Genomic DNA, 25,246 nt, shown 5'->3' on the forward strand with positions numbered 1-25,246 from the left:
CATGGATATTTTGATGTGGCCTAAAGAGTTAGAGCCATCCGCGCTAGATTGGCAGCTAATGAGCAACTCTAAAACCTTCGTCTCTACATTTACCGGAAGCGCACAGACTGTGCGTTATCCCGGCAGTCGATGGCGCTGTGATTTAACCCTTAACAATTTAACCGATGAAAAATCTAGGCTGCTAGAGGTTATTCTTGCGCAGCTGGATGGGGAGTCTGGACGAATTAAGTTGTTTGATTGGGTTCGAACTGGCCTAACTGGAATGGGAACCCCTACGGTAAGCCTGCCTAACCAGACGGGAAGATCGCTACAAGCTAAAGGCTGGAAGCCCAATACGTTGATATTAAGAGCTGCAGACAATTTCACTATCAATCATGAATTGAAAAAAGTTACTGCTGATATTACAAGTGATGAACAAGGAAATGCCATGCTTTTATTTTCCCCTATGTTGCGCTCCTCTCCAGCAATCGGCGAAAAAATCGAAGCGGTTAATCCCTATGGTATATTTAAGTTAACGGATAACAATCAAGGTCGATTAAGGCGGATCCCTGGTGTATTTACATCTACGACACTATCTTTTGAGGAGGCGCTTTATTGATGATCTATCATCCTTTTTCAAATAAAATGATCCAAGCAATTAATGGGGGTTGTTATGTTGTCATTGCCGCTAAGCTTGATCTTAAATCTGGTATAACACGTGTGCATACAGCGACGGGTAATTTAGTTATTGCTGGCGAGGTTTATCAGGGGGTGGGGCAGTTTGGTGCGATAGAAACGGTTTCAGAAGAAAATACAACCAGCCCGCAGCAGCTTATTTTGTCCCTCAGTGGTTTTGATTCTTCACTGCTGGGTGATGTGATGAATGAGCGCAGTCGAGGGCGTGATGTACGATTAATGATGGTAGCGCTCAACGAGGATGGTCAGCCTATTCTCGCTGAGGTGTTATTTGCGGGTCAGATCAGTAATATTGGCGTGAGCGTGGGCAACCAATGCGAAATTGCCGTTACTGTATCAAATCGTTTTGAACGTTGGTCTCAGGGGTTGCCTGACAGATTCACCGATGAATCATGGCAAAAACGACATGGTAATGATCGTATATTTCGTTATGTTGCTCAAATGGCAGAGCGCGCCATTTACTGGGGTAGTAAAAAAGATTCACCTGTTTTTATTTACAAGTGATATATGAGTATTATTTTTGTATCATATTGCGAAATATAATATAGGAATGAATCCAATGAAGAGTTTGATAGTGCTTTTTTTTGCTTTACTTGTCTCTGCCTGTACAGTAAACAAGCAAATGTATGCAGTTGGTGGAAGTAAAGCCGATGGTACAGTTGAAATGGCATATGATGCAGGAGCATTTGAAACAGTAAAAGTCGACTTTAATGATGCTCAAATTAAAGCCACCCAGAAATGCAAAGTATGGGGGTACAAGACAGCAGAAGCCTTTGGTGGACAAAAGAATACTTGTCTAGCAAGAAATGGGTTTGGTAATTGCATGCAGTCTCAGATAATTGTTCCATTTCAATGCACTGATTAATAATATGATTTATAAAAAACCCGCTTCGGCGGGTTTTTTTATGCCTGGAGATCATCAAATGCGACACCCAAGCTGGACAACAAGACTTCCTGAAGCATTACAAAAAGCCATGCAAAAGCCATTTTCATGGGGTGAGCATGATTGCTGTTTGTTTGCTGCTGACTGTGTGGTTGCTGTGTGTGATTTTGACCCCTGCAAAAATATTCGAGGCAGGTATAAGACTAAGACAGGTGCAGCCAGAGTATTAAAAATAGAATTTGGTGACCTCGAATCTGCATTATCAGGTTTCTTTACTGAGATTGAGCCGACGAAAGCTTTACGTGGCGATATTGTTATGCTCAATGGCGATGACGGGAAAACACTGGGTGTTATCTGGGCCAATAAAGTATGGGCAGTGACCGAAAGCGGTGCAATGCCTGTCAATCATCAACCGATTAAAGCGTGGAGAGTTGAATAATGGGAAAGACAGTCACAAGCATCGTCTCTGCAGGGTTAATGGTGGCGGGCGTTATTGCGACGGGAGGACTAGGAACTGCTTTGATTGTTGCAGGCATTGCTGTTCAGGCTGCCGGTGCGTTTATTTTTCAAGACAAATTACCCTCTATGCAGTATCGCGATCAATCTGAACGCAAGCAAATGCTACGCTCTGCGGTTGCCCCAGAAACTATCATTGTGGGCAAAACTGTGTGCTCCGGATTGCTATTTTTTGCGGAAGAAGAAAAGGGGGAGCAAACAGAAAATGAGCGATTGTTTTTAGCTATTGCAATCGCAGCCCATAAAGTAGATCGCATTGGAAAAATTTGGTTAAACGAGGATTTGATAGATACTTTCGGTGATAAGGTCAGTTATGAGTTTCATAACGGGCGTATCGACTGCGATCCGTACATGCTAAAGAATGCCCCTTCATGGAAAGAGGACATGATAGGCGATGGTCTGGCATGGCTGCGTTTAACGCTGAAATATGATGCTGAGAAATTTCCGTACGGTGTGCCCAATGTCAAAGTCGAAGTGTGGGGTAAGCCGCTATTTGACCCACGAACCAATCAAACTGTCTGGAGTAATAATGGGGCGCTGGTAATTCTCGATTTTTATCGTAGCTACTTGGGTGTGCCTGATAGTGATATTGATTTTGACGCCTTTAAAGTCGCCGCAGACCTGTGTAATGAGCCGGTAGTTTCCCCGGAGGGACAAAGTGAGCCACGCTATACTATCAATGGCGCTTATGAGTTATCCGAGTCACCTTCATCAATACTCGATCATATGCACAGGTGTATTGCCGCAGAGCCGACTTATGTCGCCGGAAAGCACGGTATTTTGATGCAGGCGTATAATGGGCCAGCAGTATTACGCATTGAACCCAATCAAATCATCGATACAGTCAATATTACCCCAGAATTGGCGCTACGCGATGCAACCAATGCGATTTATGGCACCTTTGTCGATGCAGAGCAGCAGTACATAAAAACAGATTTTGAGCCTATCCTTATCGATGAATGGATTAATGAAGATGGTTTAGAAATCAAGGAGAATTTAGATTATCGATTCGTCACAAGTCCATACCAGGCGGCAAGATTATCTAATCTTTATTTACGTAAGAAACGAGCAGGCCGTCGTGTTCAACTGCGTATGAATATGGATGGTTATGCCTATCGGCCCGGGGAAGTGATTTTATTAAATCTGCCTCATATTGGTATTCAAAATATGGAATTCCGTGTGGCTGAATGGAAATTTCATCCGCAAGAAGGCGTCGATATTCTCCTCGAGGAGGACGGTGCTTATATCTACGAAGATGTTATCGGCAAGCCTTTTGTTCGCCCACCGTTTACTGTATTGCCCACCGGCAGTGTTGCTCCACCGCTTAACCTGACCTTCGTGCCAACCAATATTGGTGACGTGGTGCAGGGCTATTTAAGTTGGCAATCAGCGGCCGCTGATGTTCGATATCATACCGTTAATATTATTGAAAATGGCCAAGTAATCCAATCCGTACAGGCACCGCATGACCGAGTAGAATTATCGGGGCTTATTCGCGGCGCTTATCGCGCTGAAGTTCGTTCAATTAACGCCGCTGGCGCGATGTCTTCCCCTGCGATTGTCGATTTTGATATCCAAGCTCCGCCGCAGCCAGTGAGCGTTGAAATGGTCGGGGGAATGTTTTCGCTGACGTGTATTCCACACGGTGGCGAGACCGCGCAGCACGGTTACACGTTTGAATTTTGGTTTAGCGATAAGAAGTTAGCTAGCACGAACGATACCGAAGTGACCACTAAAGCCAATCGCCAAGGTCAAGGGCAATTTTGGACAAAAGAGAATTTAAAATCTGACACTGATTATTGGTTTTATGTTCGTACGGTTAACAGCTACGGGAAATCACTTTTTGTTGAAGCTGTTGGCAAAGCGGAAGGAACACCAAAAGACATGCTCGACGAGGTGGGAAATAACTTTCTGTCTAAAGAAGCCGGCGAGGAGATGCAAAAAGACATTGATTTCAGTCGCGAGAAAGTTGATGCGCTTGAAATTGAGCAGCAGGAAACTAGTCAGAAAGTTATTGATATTGATAGCAAAACGGTTGAGTTAGATAATCGAGTGGTTCAAATCAATACCGATGTTGGCATAGCTAATGAAGCTATTTTGCAGAATACGCTTTTTACCACGCAATTAAGTTACAAAATTAGCGAAGAAAAGGCCGATCGCAAAGCTGAAATATTTGAACTTAAGCAAGTGCAGGTCACTGATAGAGAAGCTTTTGCGCGTTGGCAAACGCAAACGAGCGCGGTTATTGCATCAAATACCTCATCAATACTCGCAGTGAAAGAAGCACAAGCAACATATGAAGAAGCCAGTGCGAAGCAAATTAATCAAGTAAAAGCGGATGTTGAGGGCGTAACTGGGCGTGTCACCGAAGTTGAATCCGCAACAGCAACGCTAACTGAGGCTCAGGCTAAGTTTGAACGCAGCACTGTCGCGCAATTTGAAGAGCACATGGGTTACATCACTCGCATTGAAACCGCAGTGTCTAATGACTTATTTTCTTTGTCTGAATCTGTGATGCAAACCGCCGCGCAGTTTACATCACAGAGTGATAAACAGCTTAAGTCAGAAGCCAGGATCACCAAGAATGAGAAGGCTGTTGCGACTGAGACCGAAGCCCGTGCTGTGATGGGGGTGCAGATTGATGCGCGATTGAATGATACAGAAAGTGCGATTACTGATATCAAAGAAGTTCAGTCCGAGCAAGATAAAGCCCTCGCTAAAACGACGGAGCAACTCCGCGCTGAAATCAAAATCGGTGACGATAAGCTACAAGAAAATATAGACGAGAAAGGACGTGAATTATCGAAAGTCAGTAGCAGCATAGACGAGCAAAAAATTGCTATTGCTGAGCTCGATAAAACACAAACGGAGATAAAGCAAACCCAGCAAAGTCAGTATAAAGACACTCAGGCATCGATTGCAGACTTGAAGCAAACCCAAGCGTCAGATAACGCTGTGTTATCTGAGTCTATCCTCCAGAATACTGCGAGTATTAATCAGCAAGGTGCTGAATTAACTAAGACCAATGCGGAAGTTAAGCGCATATCAACAGCAACAGCGGACAATAAAAAAGCCACATCTGAGTTAGCAGAGAGTGTTAAATCACAATTTGAAGATTCGGAAGCCGCGTTTGTTGATGCTCGTAAATCTGTTGCTGAAGTTGATAAGGCCCAGTCCGAACGCACGGAGCAAGTCCGTGCCGAGCTAGGAAAAGGTATTACCGATAACAAAGGAGAAATTGATAAAACCAAGGGGGATTTAGCTAATGTTAGCGCTGCCGTCACGTCGAACGCGAAAGCGATTGCAGCGACAGATAAAACACTGACTGAAAAGACAGAGCAAGCTGCATCTCGCTTTGAAGATAATGAAGCATCAATTAGTAATATTCAGCAATCGCAAAGCAACATTGAATCGTCTCAGGCTGAAACTTCAATGCAGATAACCGCTCAGCAGAATAAGCTGAACTCTGAGCTATTACATGCGAAAGCATCCATTACCGAAACTAACAAAGTTGTTGCTGATAATCATCAGGCCTTTGTACAAAAAGGCGTTCAGCTCGATGCACAGTTTGAGAATGTTAATTCGCGATTAGTACGGGTTGATACCGCGATTGCTGATAATGAAAAGGCGCTCACGCAGACGCAAGAGCAATTACGTGCCGAGTTCAAATCTGACTTTGACGACACAAATTCACTGATTAATGAGAATAAATCTGCGATTGCAGAGACAAATAAGTCGATTGCAAAAGTGGATAGGGATCTCAATGCGCGAGTAGGGAAAGCTGAGGGTTCAATCGGTGAAACGCAAAAAGCGGTGGCGGACAATGACCGGGCACTCGCAGATTTTAGCCAATTAACTAAAGCTGAGTTTGATAATCAGCAGGCGGCGATTGAGCAACGCGCACAGACTGTCTTTGATCATCAAGGTAACGGATCGGCAATTTATAAAATCCAAGCCGGTATTCACTGGAACGGACAATATCATGATGCAAAATTCATCATTGGCGCGGAGGTTAAAAATGGCCAAGTCACAACGCAAATCGGTTTTAGCGCGGATACCTTTGGTATTTTAAATCCATCCAGCGGCAAGCTAGAACCTGTTTTCTTTGTCGAAAATGGACAGGTGTTTATCAATGAGGCGTTTATTAATCAAGCGACAATTGAAAAGCTATTGATTGGCTCGACTATCAAGTCGAAGCATTGGGATCCGGTGACTAAAAAGGGGCTAATGCTGGATTTTGAGAGCGGGAAAATTATTGCGAGTGATGCAGAAATAACGGGGGAGATTAACGCGACAAGCGGAACATTTAGCAATGTAACAATTGATGAGAACTGTGATGTAAAGGGGACTATTTACGCGAACAAAATCGTGGGTGATGTGATTAGAGTGCATTCTATTCCCTTCGATGGCTCAATCACACTACCTGCCGAAGCGTTCGAACGTACCTTGGTTATTCCAGCATTAACTGTATCAACAATGGAATCCTCTGATTTCAGTAACGTAAATTGGCATGTAGAGGTAAAAATAAACGATAGAATTATAATCTCGTTCTCTCCGTTATCTTCAGTCACAGGTTCAAGAAGTGCAGGCGGGGATAATTATGACGTTTACGCTATAACATCTGGGTCAACTTCTGGTGCGGGTGTTCTTTATGCTAACGAGACTGCCACAATTTCATATAAAATTGTCGGTCATGTAAGTAGTTATCACCTTATCCACAAAATTCCCGCGCAATGTCTAGTATTCAAAAGTTAATGCAATCAATTCAATCAATGCCGCTTAATTGCGGTTTTTTTACGTCTAAATTTAAGGAAATAGCATGTACAGCACAGGTAAAATCACAACCACAGCAAATACGACGAAAGTAGTCGGCACTAATACAAAGTGGAAAGATAACAACTCACTCATTTCGCCCGAGCAAGTTATCTTAATCCAGAACGGTGCCACAATTTACATTAACAGTATTGCCTCTCTTCAAAGTAACACAGAAATGACGCTGAGCTTTCCGGTACCGGCAACCGTCAAAGAGGCGACATATAACATCTTAACTACGATGGTGCACTCTGTATCAGATGCTACAAACAAGATTGTGGCAATGAACAATGCTAACGTGCAGTTCAGCGACATATTAAATCGCTGGGCTACGGAAACCGGCACAATTACCGTCACGTTACCCGACGGCACCAAGCAGCAACTGCGGACAGCGAAAGAAATGGATAAGCAGTTGGATGGGAAGTTTGATAAGGCGGGCGGGGTTATTGGGGGAAATTCCAATGCGTTAACTTTGCAAAATACAATCGATTTGGGTGCTGTATATTTAAGCTTCGCCAGAAAAAATGGCGTTTCACGTGGTTGGGTTGGTGCGGGCGGCGCAGGAGATGACGTATCTTTAGCGAACACAAAAACGGGGAAATCGCTTGCTTTAAAGTCTGATGGTTCATTATGTCATAATGATAAAGAATTAATGCACTTGGGTGATTTTGGCTGGGGAGGTGTTGGCAGCTTTATAGCAATGAATGAAATTGAGCTTTCTAGTTTTATGAGAAGTAAAAGTACTGTAACAAGGGTAATTAGAAACTCGACATTAACGCCAATGTCGGAAACGAATGCAACTATTGCATATTTTCGTGCTGGCGATACGTTTACCGCAATTTCTGCGGCGCATAATGGAACATCTGTCACTGTCACTGGTGGTAATCCCGGGAATGTCTACGAATACAAATTGTATACAAATAGGAACACCACAAAAGACTCAAACGGCAACTTAAAGGCCGCATCGCCGATCGTTAAAGTGTTTGCTGACTACATAGAGCTTAACGATGAATCCGAAGGCGTCGAGCTTAAATGTTTACACACGGGTATTTATCAACTGAAGCACGTTCTTGGGCTCAACTCGGACGCAAGCTGGGGCGGGATTAATGGCGGTATCACGATACCGTCGGGCATCAATCAATTACCGCTTATTTATGTTGACTATGATGTGTTAGTCGCCGGCGAACAACATCCGTTCAACGGCGAGCCGGTACCGCAAGAAGAACACGGTGATATCGTTATCTATACTTCCTATCGCAAGCACTTTGATTTACCGCAGAATGTTCAACGTGCGCGTTTAAAAACCTACCCTGAGTTCACTAAATTAGTCGGTGATGAACGTGTTGAACTAGAAAACGGTGCGCCGGTAGATATCCCAGCAGGTCACTGGATTGATGTGCGGGTAAATATGCCGAGTAACTCTATCTATAATCAGAAGCAAGCAGAAGCTAAGGCGTATGCGAAAGAAGAGGCGGAACGAGTGGCGGAAGAAGAAGCTAATCGTATTACTGAAGAAGCGGAAAGGGCAAAACAGGAAGCTGCAGAACGCAAACAATATGGCCTTGATGATAATAGTGTGTTGCTGTAATTAGAGGTAAAAAACCTGTGTAACTATGTCGGACTTTTACCCGACTTTTACCCGACTTTTACCCACCCCAAATTTACCACATAAAAAAACCAACCGTAATAGGTTGGTTTTCTTAGGGAATTTTGGTCGGCATGATAGGATTTGAACCTACGACCCCCGACACCCCATGATGATGTGCTACTGGCTAATTGGAGAAAAATTTCATTCCCCAAAACTATCTGATGGAATTAGAGAAATCAATAAGTTAAAAGCAGCACATAAAAAAGTAATCGTCACATTTCTTATTATTAAAAGTCTTTTAATTCAAATTCTTATCAGCTTTACTGCTATATACTGTAGTTTCATATTTGCGACTGTTGTTGTGTAGCGTATTATTTTTTGTGCCACTGAATTTACACGCTGAGCGTATTCGTGATTTAACCTCATTACAGGGTATCCGCGATAACGCCTTAATTGGTTATGGGCTAGTTGTGGGGCTAGATGGCACGGGCGACCAAACCATGCAGACCCCTTTTACCACCCAAAGTATGAGCAATATGTTGTCTCAATTGGGTATTACTGTCCCGACGGGAACTAATATGCAGCTTAAAAATGTCGCGGCAGTCATGATTACAGCCAAATTACCTCCATTTGGACGTACTGGGCAAACCGTTGATATTGTGGTTTCTTCTTTAGGAAATGCGAAGAGCTTACGTGGCGGAACCTTATTAATGACCCCACTTAAAGGCGCTGATAATCAAGTTTATGCGATGGCACAAGGTAATATTATTGTTGGCGGTATCGGTGCGGAATCAGGGAAAAATAGCGTAAAAATCAATCAGCTTGCAGGTGGACGTATTTCTAATGGCGCAGTGATTGAACGTGAAGTTGCGATGTCGGTCACAGATAAAGAGTTTCTTAATTTGCAACTCAATGAAGATAACTTCACTCAGGCACAAAATATTACTGATAGTATTAATCGCCTCAAAGGCCATGGCATTGCTACCGCCTTAGATGCCCGCACGATTAAATTACAATTGCCATTACGTGATAGCGATAGAGTGAGATTTATTGCACAAATTCAAGATATTAAAGTGCCAACGGCTATTCAAGATGCCAAAGTTATTCTGAATGCTCGTACCGGGGCTGTGGTCATGAATCAACATGTTACCTTAGAAAGCTGTGCCATTGCGCAAGGTAATTTATCGGTCACTGTCGACAGTCAAATTGAGGTTAGTCAGCCAACTGCACCTCTAGCAGGTGGGAGTACAGTAGTTAGTCGTAATACCGATATTAATATTAGTGAACCCAATAATCGCTTGCAAAAAGTTAATACCAGCGCCGATCTCAACAAAGTAGTTTCTGCATTGAATACTTTAGGTGCAACACCGGCGGATTTAATGTCTATTCTGCAAGCGATGGAAAGTGCCGGTTGCTTAAATGCTAAATTGGAGATTATTTAATCATGCGTAGTCCACTTCACACGGGGATGAGCATGCCAGATATTGGTGGAGCAGCGTTTGATGTTCAATCGCTGAACCAACTTAAAAATCACGTGAGTCAGCAACCCCAGCAGGGGTTGCGTCAAGTGGCACAACAATTAGAAAGTGTGTTTGTTAATATGATGCTGAAAAGCATGCGTGCTGCCTTGCCACAAAATGACGCGATGAGCAGTGAACAATCTAAATTGTACACCTCATTATATGATCAACAAATCGCTCAAGATCTCTCTCGTCATGGTCTCGGTTTTGCGGATAAAATTGTACAGCAGCTCAGCCAACAATTAGCCATTAAACCAGAAAAAACACCGTTATCACCGTCGAATATTTCCCATAGCGTGCAACAACCGCTGAGCCAATCGCCATCCGGTCATATGTCTGCTTTTTTCCATGCTGAGCAAAATTGGTCAGATGCATGGTCGCAAAATACCTTATTGGCTAAAGCACGACAGATTTTATCCCCCGGTAGCCGTGAATTTCTCACTAAATTATTGGTCCCAGCGCGTATCGTAGGGCAAAACACAGGAATTCCTTATATGCTGATTTTAGCCCAAGCGGCATTAGAATCCGGCTGGGGGAAAAAAGAAATCCTTAATCCCAACGGTCAGCCGAGCTATAACATTTTTGGAATTAAAAGTGGCAAAAATTGGTCGGGAAAAACTACGCGAATAACCACAACTGAGTATATTGATGGTCAAAAAGTAAAATGTAAACAAGATTTCAGAGTGTATAGCTCCTATCTTGATGCACTCTCTGATTATGCACAATTAGTTAGTCGTTCTAAGCGTTATCAAGGTGTTATCAACGCTCCGAATGCCGAGCAAGCTGCAGTGGCAATTCAAAAAGCCGGTTATGCAACTGATCCTCATTATAGCCAAAAGTTAACTCAAATTATTCAGCAATTAACTCGTTCTTTGGAGCAGGAAGCTACAGTACAATATGATTTGAGTGAGTTATTTTAATAATTATCTTTAGTGCTCAAAATTCAATCAATAATTAATGAAATATATTTCGGCTATTTAAATCAGCGTATTTAAATAGCCATATTATATCTGTCTATTCATATCAATATATTCAAATCGAAATAATAAAATCACTGAAATTTAATTATTAAAACGCCATTCATTCTTTAAGAATAATAATATTTTGCCGATATAACATTAGGCCCTTAAATCTATTCCATCTTTATTTTTCTTAAAAATAATAAAGATAAAATTATCTTTCTAGGAACAGTCATGTCAAATAATTTATTGAATATTGCAATGAGTGGTATTAACTCGGCAAATACCGCAATGTCGACCATTGGCAATAATATATCCTCATCTAAAGTGGAAGGATATAAACGACAAACGGCAATTATGAGCGCTAATAATGGGTTAAAAACGGCAGATGGTTATCTTGGGACTGGGGCACATATTAGTAAAATCCAACGGGAATATGACAGTCTTATTGATAAACAATACAATAAATCATTATCTAACTTGGGCATGTCTGAGGTGTTTTTTCAACAATCCCAGCAGATAAGTAAATTATTTGCCGAATCAGATAGTGATATTAACTCACAGCTTAATCAATTTTTTAAAAGTATTGCTACATTAAGCGGTAATGCAGGCGATCAAACTTCACGTTTGCAAGTATTAAATGATGGAGAAGATTTAGTTAATCGATTTAAATTTATGGATAATCAGTTAACCGAAGAAGAGCGAAATTCAAACGAACGTGTAACGGATTATGCCGATCAAGTTTCTACACTCGCAAGCCAAATTGCTAAATTAAATCACGATATATTTAATGTTAAAAGTGCTAATAGTATCGAACCTTTCGATATGCTGAATCAACGAGAAATTTTCATACATGATTTAAGTCGATTAGTTGAAGTGAAAAGTGAAGAGGTCGATGGTTTTATTAATTTATCTTTATCTAATGGAATGGATTTAGTTTATCAAGATAAAAATATTGATTTAGTTGCTTTTAATTCTAATTCAGACAGTAGCAAAGTTATTGTTGGGGTGAAAAATGATTTAGGTGTTGTCAAAGAATTAACTTTGGCGGCATTAGGATCAGGTAAAATAGTGGGTGAATTAAAATATAGAAATCAAGTTATTGACTCAGCCAATAATCAATTAAATCAAACGGCTTTAATTTTTGCTGAAAGTATGAACCAAGTACATAAAAAAGGTTTTGATCTAAATAATGCCGCCGGTATTGATATGTTTACTTATGGGCAGCCAGAGATTATTGCTAATAGCAAAAATTCGCGGGAAGACCATTTTACGGTAACGTTTGATACCAGCAAAATTGGTGATGTTCAAGCTTCTGAATATACAATAACGCGTAAAGGTAGTGATTGGGAAATTAACCGTTTATCTGATAATACTCAGATTCATCCTCATATATTAGCTTCTGGTAATTTTGAATTTGATGGATTAGTTGTTACGCCACCAACACGAACACTTAGCCAAGAAGGTGATAGTTATCAATTAATTACAGTTCAAAATGCTATTCCTGATCTTAAATTAAATATTATTTCTCCGGATAAAATTGCGGCAAAAGCTAATCGGAATAATGGGGCAGATAATGCACAAAATTTAAATGAAATATTTAATTTACAACAGGAACATCGTATTAATGGTAAAAAAAGCTTTGCAGAATCTTTAATTTCATTATCGACATCGGTAGGTGATAAAGCTAATAAAGCCAGTAGCGATTACACCAATAAATCAGCTATTACTAAATCATTATTTGCAAAGCAAGAATCAATCTCTGGGGTTAATTTGGATGAAGAATATCTTGAACTAAATACGATATTACAATATTACCAAGCCAATGCCAAAGTATTAGCAACGGCTAACCAATTATTCGATATTTTAATTAACAATTTAAAATAATAAATTTAAGATAATAAATGATATTAAGTTTAAATTGCTTAATAACTAAAAATAAATATTGAAAATATAAAATAAGTAAGGGAAAAGCATGCGCCTCAGTACATTATTAATGACCCAAACGAAAACCTCAGGAATTAACCAATATAATTTAGCTCAACAAAGCCAATCTGAAAAATTTAATGCTCGAAAAAATTTTTTATCTCCTGCAGATAATCCGGCCGGGCATCGTGAGCTTATGCGTTTAAAACAAGCTCAAAGTTTACGTAGCCAATACACGTTGATTCGTGATTCAGCTAAAGAGGCGATGCAATTTCAATCAAATACTATGGATAGCATCTCATCAAATATCAAAAATATTAATGAAACTATTATTTCTGGAATGAATCAAGTGGGTACCAGTGACGAGCAGCGAAATACTTATGCTCAGCAATTAACTAATTTTAAAAATCAAATGTTATCGCAAGTTAACCGACAGGATAATAGTGGCGAATATATTTTTTCTGGCGATAAATCTAATGTTGTTCCTTATCAATTAGTCGCTGGAAAGTTAGAATATCAGGGGGGAGAAGCTAAATCACAGCAAATTGATCAGTATCACAGTACGGTAGTGAATGTTACAGGTAAAGATATATTAACTTCAGTGGGTAATGACGATGTTTTCACCTTATTAGATAAAGCTATTAATGCGTTAAAAGTTCCGACGGATAATGCCAGCCAAGCAACGCGAGATGCACAGCGTACTGCATTGGACGAATCTAAAAATGAATTAGATAAATTTAATAAAAATATTAGTTTGTCGATGGCTAAGATAGGATTACAACTAGAAGAAGTTGATGCGCTTAATCAACGGGATAAGCAAATAACAGATATTACTAATGAGAGGATAACCGAGGTGCAATTCTTAGATCCTCTTAAAGGTTTTCAAGAATTAATGAATATAAAAACGGCTTTATTATATGCCTATTCAAATTACTCATTAATGAAAGATGTTAATATCTTAAATTACGTTAAATAAGCCGGTTGAGATACAGCAATAAGAGTGCTTTAATTGATACGTTGCCCTGTCTAAGACAGGGCTTTTTTAGTTTAAATATTCGATAGATTTGAAAATAAAATCCATATTTGATGAGATGATCCGTTCGCTAAAAGCTGGGAATAACGGCAGAGAAAAGAAGATAATAATAATTCCGCTAAGCATTGTGATAGGAAAGCCGATGACAAAAACGGAAAGCTGTGGCGTCATACGATTTAAGATACCTAAAGCAATATTGATCATTAAAAGGGTAAAAATAAATGGCAGCGAGAACAATAATCCATACAGGAAAATATAGCCGGCAGATTGAATAACTAACCAGATACCTTGTTTGTTCAATGGGATTGAAGAGATCGGAATAACATTAAAGCTATCTACCAATAAATATAAAAACCATAAATGTGTATTAAATGAGAATAGTAGTAAAATAAATATCAGGTTTAAAAAGCGTGAGATTACTGGCATATTAGGTCCGCCAGAGGGGTCAACAAACATAGCAAAAGAAAGCCCCATTTGCATACCAATAAGCTCACCAATATATTTTACGGTTACAATCATAAATTGTAAGGCAAAACCAATTAATAAACCGATGATCATTTGTAAAATGATGATCATCACACCTTCAAGTGATAGAATTGCAGTTTTATTAGTCGCAATATTAGGGAATACTAATATAGAGATTGATAACGCTAATAATAACTTTATTTTTTTGGGGAATGCCTTTTCACTAAATAGTGGGGCAATAGTCATAAAAGCTAATAATCTTACCACAATATAGAAATATTGATTTAATATCGCAAGTAGTTCAGTCGTATTTAAAGTTATCATTTTAATTTATAACATTAGGAATTTGGCTGTATAACTGTTGGATATAATCTAAAACATAATCTAGCATCCAAGGTCCAAGCAAGATGGCAATACCAAAAACACAGATTATTTTAGGAATAAACGACAGTGTCATCTCATTTATCTGTGTTGCTGCTTGTAATATACTGATTATTAATCCGCTTAATAATGCTGCTAATAATAATGGGCCACCTAAGATTAGCGCTACTTTCATTGCGCCAATGCCTAACCCAACAATAAACTCTGGTGTCATGGTAGATTTCCTAACTAAAGAAGCTTTGACTGATGGATCCAATGACCAGTTGCCAGCCATCGACCATAACAAATAGCATTAATTTAAATGGTAATGAGACGGTTGCAGGGGGTACCATCATCATTCCTAATGCCATTAATACGCTAGCGACGACTAAATCGATAATTAAAAATGGAATAAATAGAATAAAACCAATTTGAAATGCAGACTTTAATTCACTGGTAATAAATGATGGAATTAAAATACGTAATGGAATATCACTTTCTGAATTAAACTCCGGAGATTTAGCTAAATTAGAAAATAATGCTAAATCTGTTTGTCGAGTTTGCTTTAACATAAATTGATGTAATGGCTTAATAGCTTCATCTAACGCCTCTTCTAAGCTAATTTTTTCTTGATTAAAAGGCTGATAAGCATGTTGATAAATATCATCTAGTACCGGTGACATAATATAAAAAGTCAAAAATAGCGCTAGCCCTAATAAAATTTGGTTAGGTGGTGCGGTTGGCGTACCTAATGCATTGCGCAGCAATCCAAGCACAATAATAATTCGGGTAAAACTGGTCATCATTAATATCACCGCGGGAATAAAACCTAAAGCGGTGATCATTAATAATGTTTGTACCGGTAGTGACCATGATTGACCACCATCAGCGAGTTCATGGCTATAAAACGTTGGTAAATGAGCCTGGGCTGGCGAGGATATGATTAAAAATAGTGTTACACTGGCGAATATATAGCGCATTGCTTTTTACTCATTATAGACTGATCATAGTTTAAATAGCGGTATAAACTAGGTTAGCCGGATGCTTAAAATTAAAAATAGAATAGGAATAAAGAAATTATTAACTTATTTGATCTGTATTGATTAATATATCCTCTTTATTGATAGTCTCGATTGTTGAATGGGTCGCTAATAAAGTGATTTTTTGGGGAGTTATCCCGATTAATAAATATTGATGATTAAATTCAATTAAGCTTAAGCGCTCTTTTCCGCCTAAATTATGCTGACTAATAACTTTTAGTATATTCTGGTTCTTGGATGTACTAAATTTTTCGGGCATAAAACGTTTCATCGCCCATAGAATGACTATCGCGAGAGTAATTAGAAATATAAGACAAGCACTAGTTTTTATTAAACTATCATTAAACATAATTAAGCCATTATGGGTATCTATAAAATGGATTTTAATAAAAATAGGCGGCAGAATGCCGCCTTATTGCTGGCTTAAAGAGAAAAAATAGCAGCTTAAATTTTTGAAATATATAATATCCCAAATAATTTATTTATTATTTCTACTTTATTCGGCTAACAATTATTATTTACTTAAACGACGCATCCGCTCTGAGGGGGTAATAATATCAGTAATTCGAATACCGTAATTATCTTCAACCACCACGACTTCACCCTGAGCAATTAAATAGCCATTGATTAAAATATCTAGCGGTTCACCCGCCATACCGTCAAGAGAGATTACTGAGCCTTGGGTTAAGCTGAGTAATTTTTTAATAGTCATTTTGGTTCTGCCGAGCTCAACGGTCATTTTGACCGGAATATCCATGATCATTTTCATATCTGAAAATGAACCATCAATATTTTTAATATCAAGCTTATCAAAAATAGCCGGGCCATTATCATCCGGCTTAGGCGGTTTTGATTGTTGTGCTATGGTTGTCGCCCACATTTCTTCAGCGGTTGAATCTGCTAAATTTACTTCACTATCTTTTATGTGTTTAATTTCGTCGCTCATGATCTTTCTTCTTCCAAATGATGTAAAACAGGATTAATTAAATGCTCAATCTGTAGAGCATATTGCCCATTTAGCGTGCCATATTTGCCATTAAGTACCGGTACTCCATCAACGTGGACAAAAATGCTGTTTGGTTTCTCAATTGGAATGACATCGTTTTTATTTAGCTGCAAGATATTAGACAGGCGCATTGGGTGATCGATAAAATTAGCTACTAATTCTAATTCAGAATATTTAACCTGATTAACTAATCCGCCAAACCAAGAATTCTCTTCTTGTTTATTATTTTCTACGGGAGGATTAATTAATTGCTCCCTCAGTGGCTCGATCATGGTGAAAGGCAGACAAATACAGAACTCCCCAACCATATTGCCTATTTCAATTAAAAACGGAGTAGTAATAACAATATCATTTGGTGATGAGGTGATATTGGTAAACTTAACCTGACTTTCTGAGCGAATATATTCAGGTGAAATTTTAGCGATAGAACTCCATGCATCCCGGTAGGCATCCAATGCAAGCCGCATCATTTTATTAATAATACGTTGCTCTGTTGGGGTTAATTCACGCTCTCCTCGACTAACAGGAAAACGTCCATCTCCGCCAAATAAGCTATCAACTGCAACATAAACTAAGGTTTTTTCAAATGTAAATAGTGCAGTTCCTCTGAGCGGATTTAAATGCACTAAATTTAAATTAGTCATCGGAGATAAATTTTCAGAGAAATCGTTATACGATTCTATTTTTATCGCGCCGACGGTAATATCTGAATTTCGATGAATAATATTAAATAACCCAATACGAAATTGTCTGGCAAAGCGCTCGTTAATGATCTCTAGCGATTGTAGACGTTCGCGTATTGCGCGTCTTTGGGTGCTCGGATCATAAGGGCGTATGAGGTTTTGTACCTCCTGAGGATGGTTATCAATCCCCATATTTTCAACCCCCATTACGGGGGCCTTTATTTCATCCAGAGACAGATTATCTTTATCTGCCTCTGAAACTATCTTTTCGCTCATATTATCATCGCAGAATAAACGTAGTGAATAACACATCGGTGATCGTATGCTCGGATCCACCGACTACCAAACCAGGTCTTAGAACTTCCTTAATATCAGACATCAAAGATAGCTTTCCTTCATCTGATGCTAATTCGGAAATATTTTGGCGAGAGATTAATAATAATAATCGGCTACGTACTTCAGGCATATATTGCTCTAAATGTTGGCGTGTCGTTTCATCCGCCAGTCGTAACGTTATTTCTATATAAATCACTCGATTTTTATTATCATCACTAATTAAATTAATCGTGAAGGGAGAAAGTGGCAGAAAAATAGGAGCCGGCGGCATCACTTCCAATTCATTTTCAATTTGAACGGATTGGCTATTATTCTCTTTCTCGGCGTGTAATATCCACCATCCTGCACCTCCCATCACGCCAGTCATGGCGAATATAGTGAAAAGTATAATCAGTAATGGTGACTTTGTTGTATTTTGTGTATTGCTCATGGGTAAAATCCTTTTTTTTAGATAACCTGAATCCTTCAGGTCAGTTAATACAAATATAATGAAATAACAACCGGATTAATTATCCTTAAATTCTTAGCTAATGAACCGGAAATAAAGACTGAAAAATACGGTTATTTATCGTCATTGAGTGTTTATTGTCCTTTACGATATCGGCACTAAATAAATATACTGATATTGTTTTTAGACGTTAAATTATTATTGTTTAATTTATCGCTAATTATATTGGTTAATAAGGCTGTTGAGATATTCGAATTATTCAAGCTAACCTTTTGTTTTTGTTTATTTGATGGATTTTCTGAAGACGGATTTTCTGATGGCTCATGGGTATTCGCAGTATATTGAGCTAACGACGGATTTTCTGAATTTAGAGAAGGTTTATTATTCATCGATTGATTATCTAAAATAATATCAGATTGAGTTAATTCAATCCCTTGTTGGGAGAGGGCATGTTTTAATTCAGGTAGCGCCTGTTTGATTACTGCACCTACCGAATCGTGCATAGCAATAAATTCAAATTTTGCCTGATTAGCCTCTATTTTTATTTTAACCTGGATACTCCCTAAATCTGCCGGGTGTAATATAAGTTCAGCGTGATTCAGTTGGCTTTTATTAAAGCGTAAAATCTGTTGTTGAAATTGTGTTTGCCACTCTTCAGTTTGATAATGTGCAGTTAAAGGTGCGCTGGCTAAAGCGGTGGAAGATGATGCGTAATTTCCCCCATAGGCCAGAGTTGAAAAACTGTCCGCCACAGATAATTTTCCTCCGTTATTAGCTGTGGCCGGTAAGCTTTCGGCCCAAGCTTCGGCATTTAATTTCTGGCTATCACCGACGTGTTTATTGCGGGTTAGTGCGTATTGAATGGTTGCAAATTGCAGGGCTTTAGCGGCGATCAATTCTGTTTGTTGTGCATTACGAGCCGATAACATTGTGCTTTTTTTGGTGATATTTTCTCGCTTAGTCTGGCTGGCTAAGTTATTAGTGGCAACGGATGGGGGCGTATTCAATCCATCCGTTCGGTTAAATATTTTGTCTATACTGAAGGCATTATTAAGGCTCTGCTCCTCGACTAACGGTACGCTATCGAGATTATTTTTATCACTCGCTAGCCCTTTAATCTCATGATTACCATAGGCTATCGTGGTTTTTGGATTATTGATTGTCCGATTATTTAGAGAGCTGAATGTGTTTGAATCAAGTATTTTAGCGTCAAGATCATTAGGCTCATTGGTATTTTCTTGTGTTGATAATTTGAAATCCTGCTGATTGAGAGTCAGATTAAATGCAGCAATATCCGGCGCAGACAACGGATTAATCGGTTGATGGTTAATCTCTGCCTTAGTCTCAGCTAATGCAAACGTATTTGTATTAGCGAGATCTGATATTTCATCGTCTGCTACAGATTGTTTAGATAATTTATTGGTCTTTGCAGGCTGAGCTGAGGACAAATACTGACTAAAATTAGGGGCGTTATTTTCAGTATCTCTGTTTTCAGTGTCTATATTTTTAGCGTCTATGGAGGCTGAAGAATATTTTGCTGTCGGCATAGTAGGTGATAATTGAATTTCCATATTTAGCTTAACCTATAAGTTGTACGTTGTGCGAATTCATCCATTAATTTTTGATCGCGTTGCTGATGCTTAGCCTGTTCTATCATTTGCTGTCGCTGAACTAATGTCGCGAATCCTTGCTCTCTTTGTTTACTGTCCAGCCAGCGCTGTTGTGCTTTATTGCGCTGTTGTTCACTGATTACCAGTTGCTGTTGTTGATGGGCTATTGAGTGCTCTAACACCGATAAAAATACGTGATAATTTTTTATTGTCGCAGATGTCAACCCGAGGAGTAATTGTTGCCCCAGTTGCTGTTGATATTCTGCGTGATAATCAGTCAGTTGCTGCAATTGTTGTTGTAAGTGCTGAACTTGTTGATTCTGATGTTTTAATTGCAACGCTAATTGTTCGCTTTTTCGAGCGCTAATCTGTTTTAAATTGAGAAAAGCCGAACGAGGTTTCATTGCTTTCGCTCCTGCTGTATTTTATGAGTAATAAAAGCAGTTGGCTGTTATGTGAAATTTAATAATTCGCATAATTGTTGTTTTGCCATCGTATCATCACAATGTTCGGTTAATTGTTGTTGTAAATACTCCATCATATGAGGGTATAAGCGGATTGCAGTATCAATTAATACGTGACTGCCAGCGACATAAGCGCCTACATTTATTAAATCCATATTTTGTTGATACAGTGAAATAAGCTGTTTAAACCGCCGTACGTGGCTAAAATAATCGTTATCTACCAGCTCAGTCATTACTCGGCTAATCGAAATCTCAATATCAATGGCGGGATAATGACCGGAATCGGCTAAATGGCGAGATAACACGATATGGCCATCAAGAATGGCTCGCGCAGCATCGGCAATGGGATCTTGCTGATCATCACCTTCGGTTAATACCGTATAGAAGGCGGTAATACTGCCGCCGCCATCAATTCCATTACCTGCGCGTTCAACCAAAGCGGGAAGGCGAGCAAAGGCCGAAGGGGGATAGCCTTTGGTGGCAGGAGGCTCGCCAATCGCTAATCCTATTTCACGTTGTGCCATTGCATAGCGCGTTAAGGAATCCATAATTAACAGTACGTTAAATCCTTTATCGCGAAAGTCTTCGGCAATACGGGTCGCGTATTCTGCTCCTTGCAAGCGCAATAATGGTGAAACATCCGCAGGTGCAGCGACTACAACCGCACGTTTTAATCCGTCGTCGCCTAAAATATTGTCAATAAACTCTTTTACTTCGCGTCCACGTTCACCAATCAATCCCACCACAATAATATCGGCTTCGGTATAACGCGCCATCATGCCTAATAAGCGGCTTTTCCCGACGCCAGAACCGGCAAATAATCCCATACGTTGCCCACGCCCGACGGTCAATAAGCCATTAATCGCCCGTACGCCAACATCCAACGTTTGAGTGACGGGACGGCGTAATAATGGATTGAGTGGCGGTGTATGTAGCGCAGCGGCATGTTGCTGATTTAGGGGCGCTTTACCGTCTAGTGGCTGGCCTTGTGCATCAATCACCCGTCCCAGCAATTGTTCTCCTAAGGGAAATACTCGAGCCGAAGAAGGTGATTGCGAGTACTGATGATGGCAATAAATTCGCGCCCCCGGCATAACACCGACCATTTTATGGTACGGCATTAATAGTAGTTTAGCGCCATCAAAACCGACCACTTCGCAGTCAATATCTCTATCCTGAGGCTGGTTAGGTTCAACACGACATACTGCACCTAACGGCAATTGTAATCCTGTGGCTTCTAATATTAAGCCAGTGACACGTGTTAGCTGACCATAAACTCGGTAAGCGGGCAATTGATTGATTTGCTCGGGCAACGTAGCAAAAGGTTGCTTCCAACGCTGTGAGTGAAGATTCATTGCGCGTCCTCGGGCATACTCAGTTGGCACAGTTGCTGCCAGCGGGTTTCTAGGCTGGCATCAATTTCACCTTCTGAAGTTATGACTTTGAAGCCCTGTGGGTGCATGGTCTCACAGGCTTCAATACGCCAGCCCAAAGTCGCTAATTGTTCGCCAAGATGACACTGGATCTGTGCGATAAGGTTAGGATGTACCACTAATTTAGCGTGCTCAATGCGGCGTTTCTGTGCGCTGAGGATTGGGGTTATTTGGCGCATAATATGCGGATGTAATTCACTATTATCATTACCGATAAGCTGTTTTACCGTATCTAAAACGGTATAAGTTAGTTCGATAGCGATACGTTTATCCAGAGATTGCAGGGCCAGTGTGAAGTTTTCACAGCTAGTTTGCCATTGTTCGGTGATTTGCTGCTGGCAAACGCGCTGCTCATCTCGTGCTTGCTGACGACCTATTTCTAGCCCTTGTTGATAACCTTCTTGATATCCTTGATCTTTACCCACAGCAAACCCAGCTTGGGTTCCGCTTTCTCGCGCTGCCTGTTTAAGTTGTTCCAATAAAAAAGTAGGGTCAATTTCTGGCGTTTCTAGGTTGCTATCGTCAGTGGCTGTTTCTGCCGTCGCTGGGGGGGAAGCCCATAGCTTCCCCGCGTTTAAATCGTCTAATTGCCAGCGATGCCAGTTAATTTGGCGTTGATTAGACATAGCTATCGTCACCATTACTGATCATGATATCTCCGCTATCGGCCAGGCGGCGAACAGTCATGAGAATCGCTTTTTGTTCTGATTCCACTTGTGATAGGCGCAATGGACCACGAGATTCTAGGTCATCACGTAAAATTTCGGCCGCACGTTGAGACATATTATTAAGGAAGTGATCACGTAATTCAGGTTTACAGCCTTTCAGTGCGATGACGAGTGATTCATTCTCGATTTCTTCGAGTAGACGCTGAATTGAACGGCTATCGATACCCAACAGATTTTCAAAGAGGAACATTTCATCGATAATTTTTTGTGCTAATTCATCGTCATAGGTTTTAACTGCATCAATAACATTTTCTTCTTGATGACTTTTCATCAGATTGATAATTTCTGCTGCAGTACGTACACCGCCCATTTTGCTGCGCTTAACATTTTGGCCTTCGAGCAGATTATTTAGTACTTCGGTCAGTTCTGCCAATGCCAGCGGTTGAACACCACCAAAGGTGGCAATACGTAACATGATATCATTGCGTAAATTATCATCAAATAAAGCCAGAATATCAGCAGCTTGCTCTCGACGTAGATGAACTAATATGGTGGCGATAATTTGTGGATGTTCATCGCGGATCAGCTCAGAAGCTAATTGAGGCTCAACAAAATTAAGCGTATCAATACCTGTTGTGGTCTCTTGGCTGTCAAAAATCTCTTCAAGCAGATTATCGGCACGTTCTTCGCCTAGGGCTTTAATCAATACGTTACGCAGATAACCGTCATTATCCTGAGAAAGTGAGGTATAGAGCATGGTATTATCTTCGAACTCGATCAGAATATCGGAAAGCTCTTGCGTTGATATATGGCGCAATTGACTCATAGCGATACTTAATCTTTGCACTTCTTTGCTATTCAAATGCTTAAATATTTCTGCCGCATGCTCTTCACCCAGTGACATTAAAATCACTGCGCATTTTTCCATTCCATTAGCTGGCATTATTCTTTCCCCATCCAGTCACGAATAATCATAGCGATAGCGCGAGGGTCTTGCTGTGCCATCTCTTTTAATCTCACACCCTGCATTTCTGCGGTCACGCGGTATTTAGCTTGTGTACGACGAGAGGCTTCCTCTTGTTCAATTTTTTGGCGTTCAAGCTGCTCGATACGTAATTTATCTTGATGTTCAGCTTCAGTTCTCGCGGCAATACGGGCGGCTTTTTGTTTAATAATCTGTGGTTTAATCATTCCTCGCCATAACCCAAGCGCGACTAGTCCAAACAGTAGATAGCGACCCATATCAATAATGAATGATAGGAAAATAGGATCTTTCCATAGCGGAATATCATCAATTAAATCTTCGCCGATCATTTGCTCAAAAGGCGCATTAACAATATTGAGACTGTCGCCACGCTCAAGCGAGAAACCGACGGCATCTTTGGCTAATAATTCAATTTGTTGCAGTTTATCCGTAGGGATAGGTAAATTAATATCCTTCGCCCCTTTGGCTATATTTTCTTGATAATTGACAATTACCGCGACCGATAAGCGTTGCAGTTGGCCGACTTGGTGCTGGGTGTGGCGTACATGGCGATCAACTTCAAAGTTTGTTGTTTCATCAAGACGTTGATTACCATTGATTTTTTGCGTGGTTTCCGCGCTATTTTTTGCCGAAGGCGCATTTTTAGCATTAGACTCAGGCGCAGGGGGGGCGACAGGTTGATTGGATAACGCCCCCGGGACACCATTTGCAAGGAAATCATGCTGTTGCTGGCTACTACTTATTTGTCGTGAACGAATGGCGGCATTTTCTGTTTGCTGATTAGGCGAATATTGCTCCGAGGTTTCTTCAGTTTTGGCAAAATTCATTTGTGCGGTAACTTGAGCATGCACATTGCCTTTACCCACCAGCGGCGACAGAATCGATTCAATCCGTTGTTGATACCGATTTTCAATGGTTTGAACATATTTTAATTGGCTGGTATCTAAATCTTGTCCGATCCCTTGGGGGTGGCTTAATAAACGACCCGCTTGATCAACAATAGTTACATTTGTCGCCGGTAATCCGGATACACTGCCAGAGATGAGATGAACAATTCCGTTGATTTGTCCTTCATCAAGCACACGCCCATCTTGCACGCTTAAAGTAACCGATGCGGTTGGTTGTTTTTGCTCTCTGACAAATAACGTTGGTTTCGGAAATGCTAAATGCACTCGCGCTTTATTGACCACACCGAGAGATTCAATAGTTCGGGATAATTCACCTTCTAAGGCGCGCTGATAATTAATTTGCTCGCTGAATTGGCTCAAACCAAACTTTTCTTGATCAAGCAATTCAAAACCTATATTACCGCCTTTAGGTAGCCCTAATTGTGCTAGTTTTAGGCGTATTTCGTGCACTTGGTCTGAAGGGACTAAGATTGCTCCCCCATGTTCCGAAAACTTATAAGGGACATTCATTTGATTCAATTGAGTAACAACTTCTCCCCCATCCTGATCAGTTAAATGGGTAAACAGTGGACGGTATTCTGTCCCTTGCAGCCATAAAAATAAACTGAGAAAAATCGTTATCGCCATCGCACTGCTAACGATTAACGGTATTTTATGGTCAGATTTTATTTTCTGCATGATAGCGGCAAATTTAGCCGTCGGACTCACAGATGTATTAATTGCGCTCATAGTCAATTTTTGCCCTTGCGGTGTAAATAAATACAAATAATGTGGCGTGACAAAATAGACTCCTCTGTTTGGCTATCGAATATTTTCGTGTCATGTTGCAGTATTATGGCGCCGCAAAAAATTACTTATCGGTAGATAAGCTTTTAATTTTTAGTGTAATTATCCGCTTTGATTCTGATTGTCTGTGGTAGCTTTTATG

23 protein-coding genes are annotated in these 25,246 nt (G+C 40.1%); 10 read left to right on the forward strand and 13 right to left on the reverse strand.

Annotated features, from left to right (window positions below; translation table 11 throughout):
• Position 1 precedes the first annotated feature (1 nt).
• The 10 genes from MNY66_RS06100 to MNY66_RS06145 all read left to right on the forward strand — a co-directional run bounded on the left by MNY66_RS06100 (position 2) and on the right by MNY66_RS06145 (position 13,855).
• Positions 2-598 (forward strand): hypothetical protein, encoded by a 597-nt coding sequence (locus tag MNY66_RS06100; RefSeq protein WP_241501696.1) that lies wholly within the window; start codon positions 2-4, stop codon positions 596-598.
• On the forward strand, positions 598-1,179 hold the full coding sequence (locus MNY66_RS06105) for a hypothetical protein (RefSeq protein ID WP_241501866.1): 582 nt from the start codon (positions 598-600) through the stop codon (positions 1,177-1,179). The genes MNY66_RS06100 and MNY66_RS06105 overlap by 1 nt, the downstream gene beginning before the upstream one ends.
• A gap of 55 nt (positions 1,180-1,234) precedes the next feature.
• Positions 1,235-1,540: a YecR family lipoprotein gene (gene yecR, locus MNY66_RS06110; RefSeq protein WP_241501697.1), complete on the forward strand. Its 306-nt coding sequence runs from the start codon at positions 1,235-1,237 to the stop codon at positions 1,538-1,540.
• Positions 1,541-1,598: 58 nt separating this feature from the next.
• Positions 1,599-1,997: a DUF6950 family protein gene (locus tag MNY66_RS06115; protein ID WP_241501698.1), complete on the forward strand. Its 399-nt coding sequence runs from the start codon at positions 1,599-1,601 to the stop codon at positions 1,995-1,997.
• On the forward strand, positions 1,997-6,829 hold the full coding sequence (locus tag MNY66_RS06120) for a phage tail tip protein J-related protein (protein WP_241501699.1): 4,833 nt from the start codon (positions 1,997-1,999) through the stop codon (positions 6,827-6,829). Before MNY66_RS06115 ends, MNY66_RS06120 begins: the two co-directional genes overlap by 1 nt.
• Positions 6,830-7,169: 340 nt before the next feature.
• Positions 7,170-8,474, forward strand: a complete 1,305-nt coding sequence (locus MNY66_RS06125) for a phage tail fiber protein (RefSeq protein WP_241501700.1) — start codon at positions 7,170-7,172, stop codon at positions 8,472-8,474.
• Positions 8,475-8,854: 380 nt separating this feature from the next.
• On the forward strand, positions 8,855-9,916 hold the full coding sequence (locus MNY66_RS06130; RefSeq protein ID WP_277628545.1) for a flagellar basal body P-ring protein FlgI: 1,062 nt from the start codon (positions 8,855-8,857) through the stop codon (positions 9,914-9,916).
• A 2-nt stretch (positions 9,917-9,918) separates the two neighbouring features.
• On the forward strand, positions 9,919-10,914 hold the full coding sequence (gene flgJ / locus MNY66_RS06135; protein WP_241501702.1) for a flagellar assembly peptidoglycan hydrolase FlgJ: 996 nt from the start codon (positions 9,919-9,921) through the stop codon (positions 10,912-10,914).
• 273 nt (positions 10,915-11,187) lie between these two features.
• Positions 11,188-12,840 (forward strand): flagellar hook-associated protein FlgK, encoded by a 1,653-nt coding sequence (flgK, locus tag MNY66_RS06140; protein WP_241501703.1) that lies wholly within the window; start codon positions 11,188-11,190, stop codon positions 12,838-12,840.
• Between the two features lie 88 nt (positions 12,841-12,928).
• Positions 12,929-13,855 (forward strand): flagellin N-terminal helical domain-containing protein, encoded by a 927-nt coding sequence (locus MNY66_RS06145; protein WP_241501704.1) that lies wholly within the window; start codon positions 12,929-12,931, stop codon positions 13,853-13,855.
• Between the two features lie 66 nt (positions 13,856-13,921).
• Here the strand turns inward: MNY66_RS06145 and fliR are convergent, their stop codons facing one another.
• The 13 genes from fliR to fliF form a co-directional block, all read right to left on the reverse strand.
• Positions 13,922-14,701, reverse strand: coding sequence for a flagellar biosynthetic protein FliR (gene fliR, locus MNY66_RS06150; protein ID WP_241501705.1), 780 nt, complete (start codon positions 14,699-14,701; stop codon positions 13,922-13,924).
• A gap of 1 nt (position 14,702) precedes the next feature.
• A complete protein-coding gene (gene fliQ / locus MNY66_RS06155; protein ID WP_047256586.1) occupies positions 14,703-14,972 on the reverse strand; it encodes a flagellar biosynthesis protein FliQ in 270 nt (89 codons plus the stop codon).
• A gap of 10 nt (positions 14,973-14,982) precedes the next feature.
• Complete coding sequence (gene fliP, locus MNY66_RS06160) at positions 14,983-15,717, reverse strand: flagellar type III secretion system pore protein FliP (RefSeq protein WP_047256587.1); 735 nt, start codon at positions 15,715-15,717, stop codon at positions 14,983-14,985.
• A 100-nt stretch (positions 15,718-15,817) separates the two neighbouring features.
• Complete coding sequence (locus tag MNY66_RS06165) at positions 15,818-16,036, reverse strand: flagellar biosynthetic protein FliO (protein WP_241501706.1); 219 nt, start codon at positions 16,034-16,036, stop codon at positions 15,818-15,820.
• A 255-nt stretch (positions 16,037-16,291) separates the two neighbouring features.
• A complete protein-coding gene (gene fliN, locus MNY66_RS06170) occupies positions 16,292-16,723 on the reverse strand; it encodes a flagellar motor switch protein FliN (RefSeq protein WP_047256588.1) in 432 nt (143 codons plus the stop codon).
• On the reverse strand, positions 16,720-17,742 hold the full coding sequence (gene fliM, locus MNY66_RS06175; protein ID WP_047256636.1) for a flagellar motor switch protein FliM: 1,023 nt from the start codon (positions 17,740-17,742) through the stop codon (positions 16,720-16,722). The genes fliN and fliM overlap by 4 nt, the downstream gene beginning before the upstream one ends.
• A gap of 4 nt (positions 17,743-17,746) precedes the next feature.
• Positions 17,747-18,232, reverse strand: a complete 486-nt coding sequence (gene fliL / locus MNY66_RS06180) for a flagellar basal body-associated protein FliL (RefSeq protein WP_047256589.1) — start codon at positions 18,230-18,232, stop codon at positions 17,747-17,749.
• Between the two features lie 176 nt (positions 18,233-18,408).
• On the reverse strand, positions 18,409-19,821 hold the full coding sequence (locus MNY66_RS06185) for a flagellar hook-length control protein FliK (protein ID WP_241501707.1): 1,413 nt from the start codon (positions 19,819-19,821) through the stop codon (positions 18,409-18,411).
• Positions 19,822-19,823: 2 nt separating this feature from the next.
• Positions 19,824-20,264, reverse strand: a complete 441-nt coding sequence (gene fliJ / locus MNY66_RS06190) for a flagellar export protein FliJ (RefSeq protein WP_052956407.1) — start codon at positions 20,262-20,264, stop codon at positions 19,824-19,826.
• Between the two features lie 47 nt (positions 20,265-20,311).
• On the reverse strand, positions 20,312-21,679 hold the full coding sequence (gene fliI / locus MNY66_RS06195) for a flagellar protein export ATPase FliI (RefSeq protein ID WP_047256591.1): 1,368 nt from the start codon (positions 21,677-21,679) through the stop codon (positions 20,312-20,314).
• Positions 21,676-22,383: a flagellar assembly protein FliH gene (locus MNY66_RS06200; RefSeq protein ID WP_047256592.1), complete on the reverse strand. Its 708-nt coding sequence runs from the start codon at positions 22,381-22,383 to the stop codon at positions 21,676-21,678. The genes fliI and MNY66_RS06200 overlap by 4 nt, the downstream gene beginning before the upstream one ends.
• Entirely contained in the window at positions 22,376-23,368 is a 993-nt protein-coding gene (gene fliG, locus MNY66_RS06205; protein WP_047256593.1) for a flagellar motor switch protein FliG, read from the reverse strand. The genes MNY66_RS06200 and fliG overlap by 8 nt, the downstream gene beginning before the upstream one ends.
• Positions 23,368-25,047, reverse strand: coding sequence for a flagellar basal-body MS-ring/collar protein FliF (gene fliF / locus MNY66_RS06210; RefSeq protein ID WP_241501708.1), 1,680 nt, complete (start codon positions 25,045-25,047; stop codon positions 23,368-23,370). The genes fliG and fliF overlap by 1 nt, the downstream gene beginning before the upstream one ends.
• Between the last annotated feature and the right edge of the window lie 199 nt (positions 25,048-25,246).

It is taken from the genome of Moellerella wisconsensis (assembly GCF_022592395.1).
Lineage (GTDB): Bacteria > Pseudomonadota > Gammaproteobacteria > Enterobacterales > Enterobacteriaceae > Moellerella > Moellerella wisconsensis.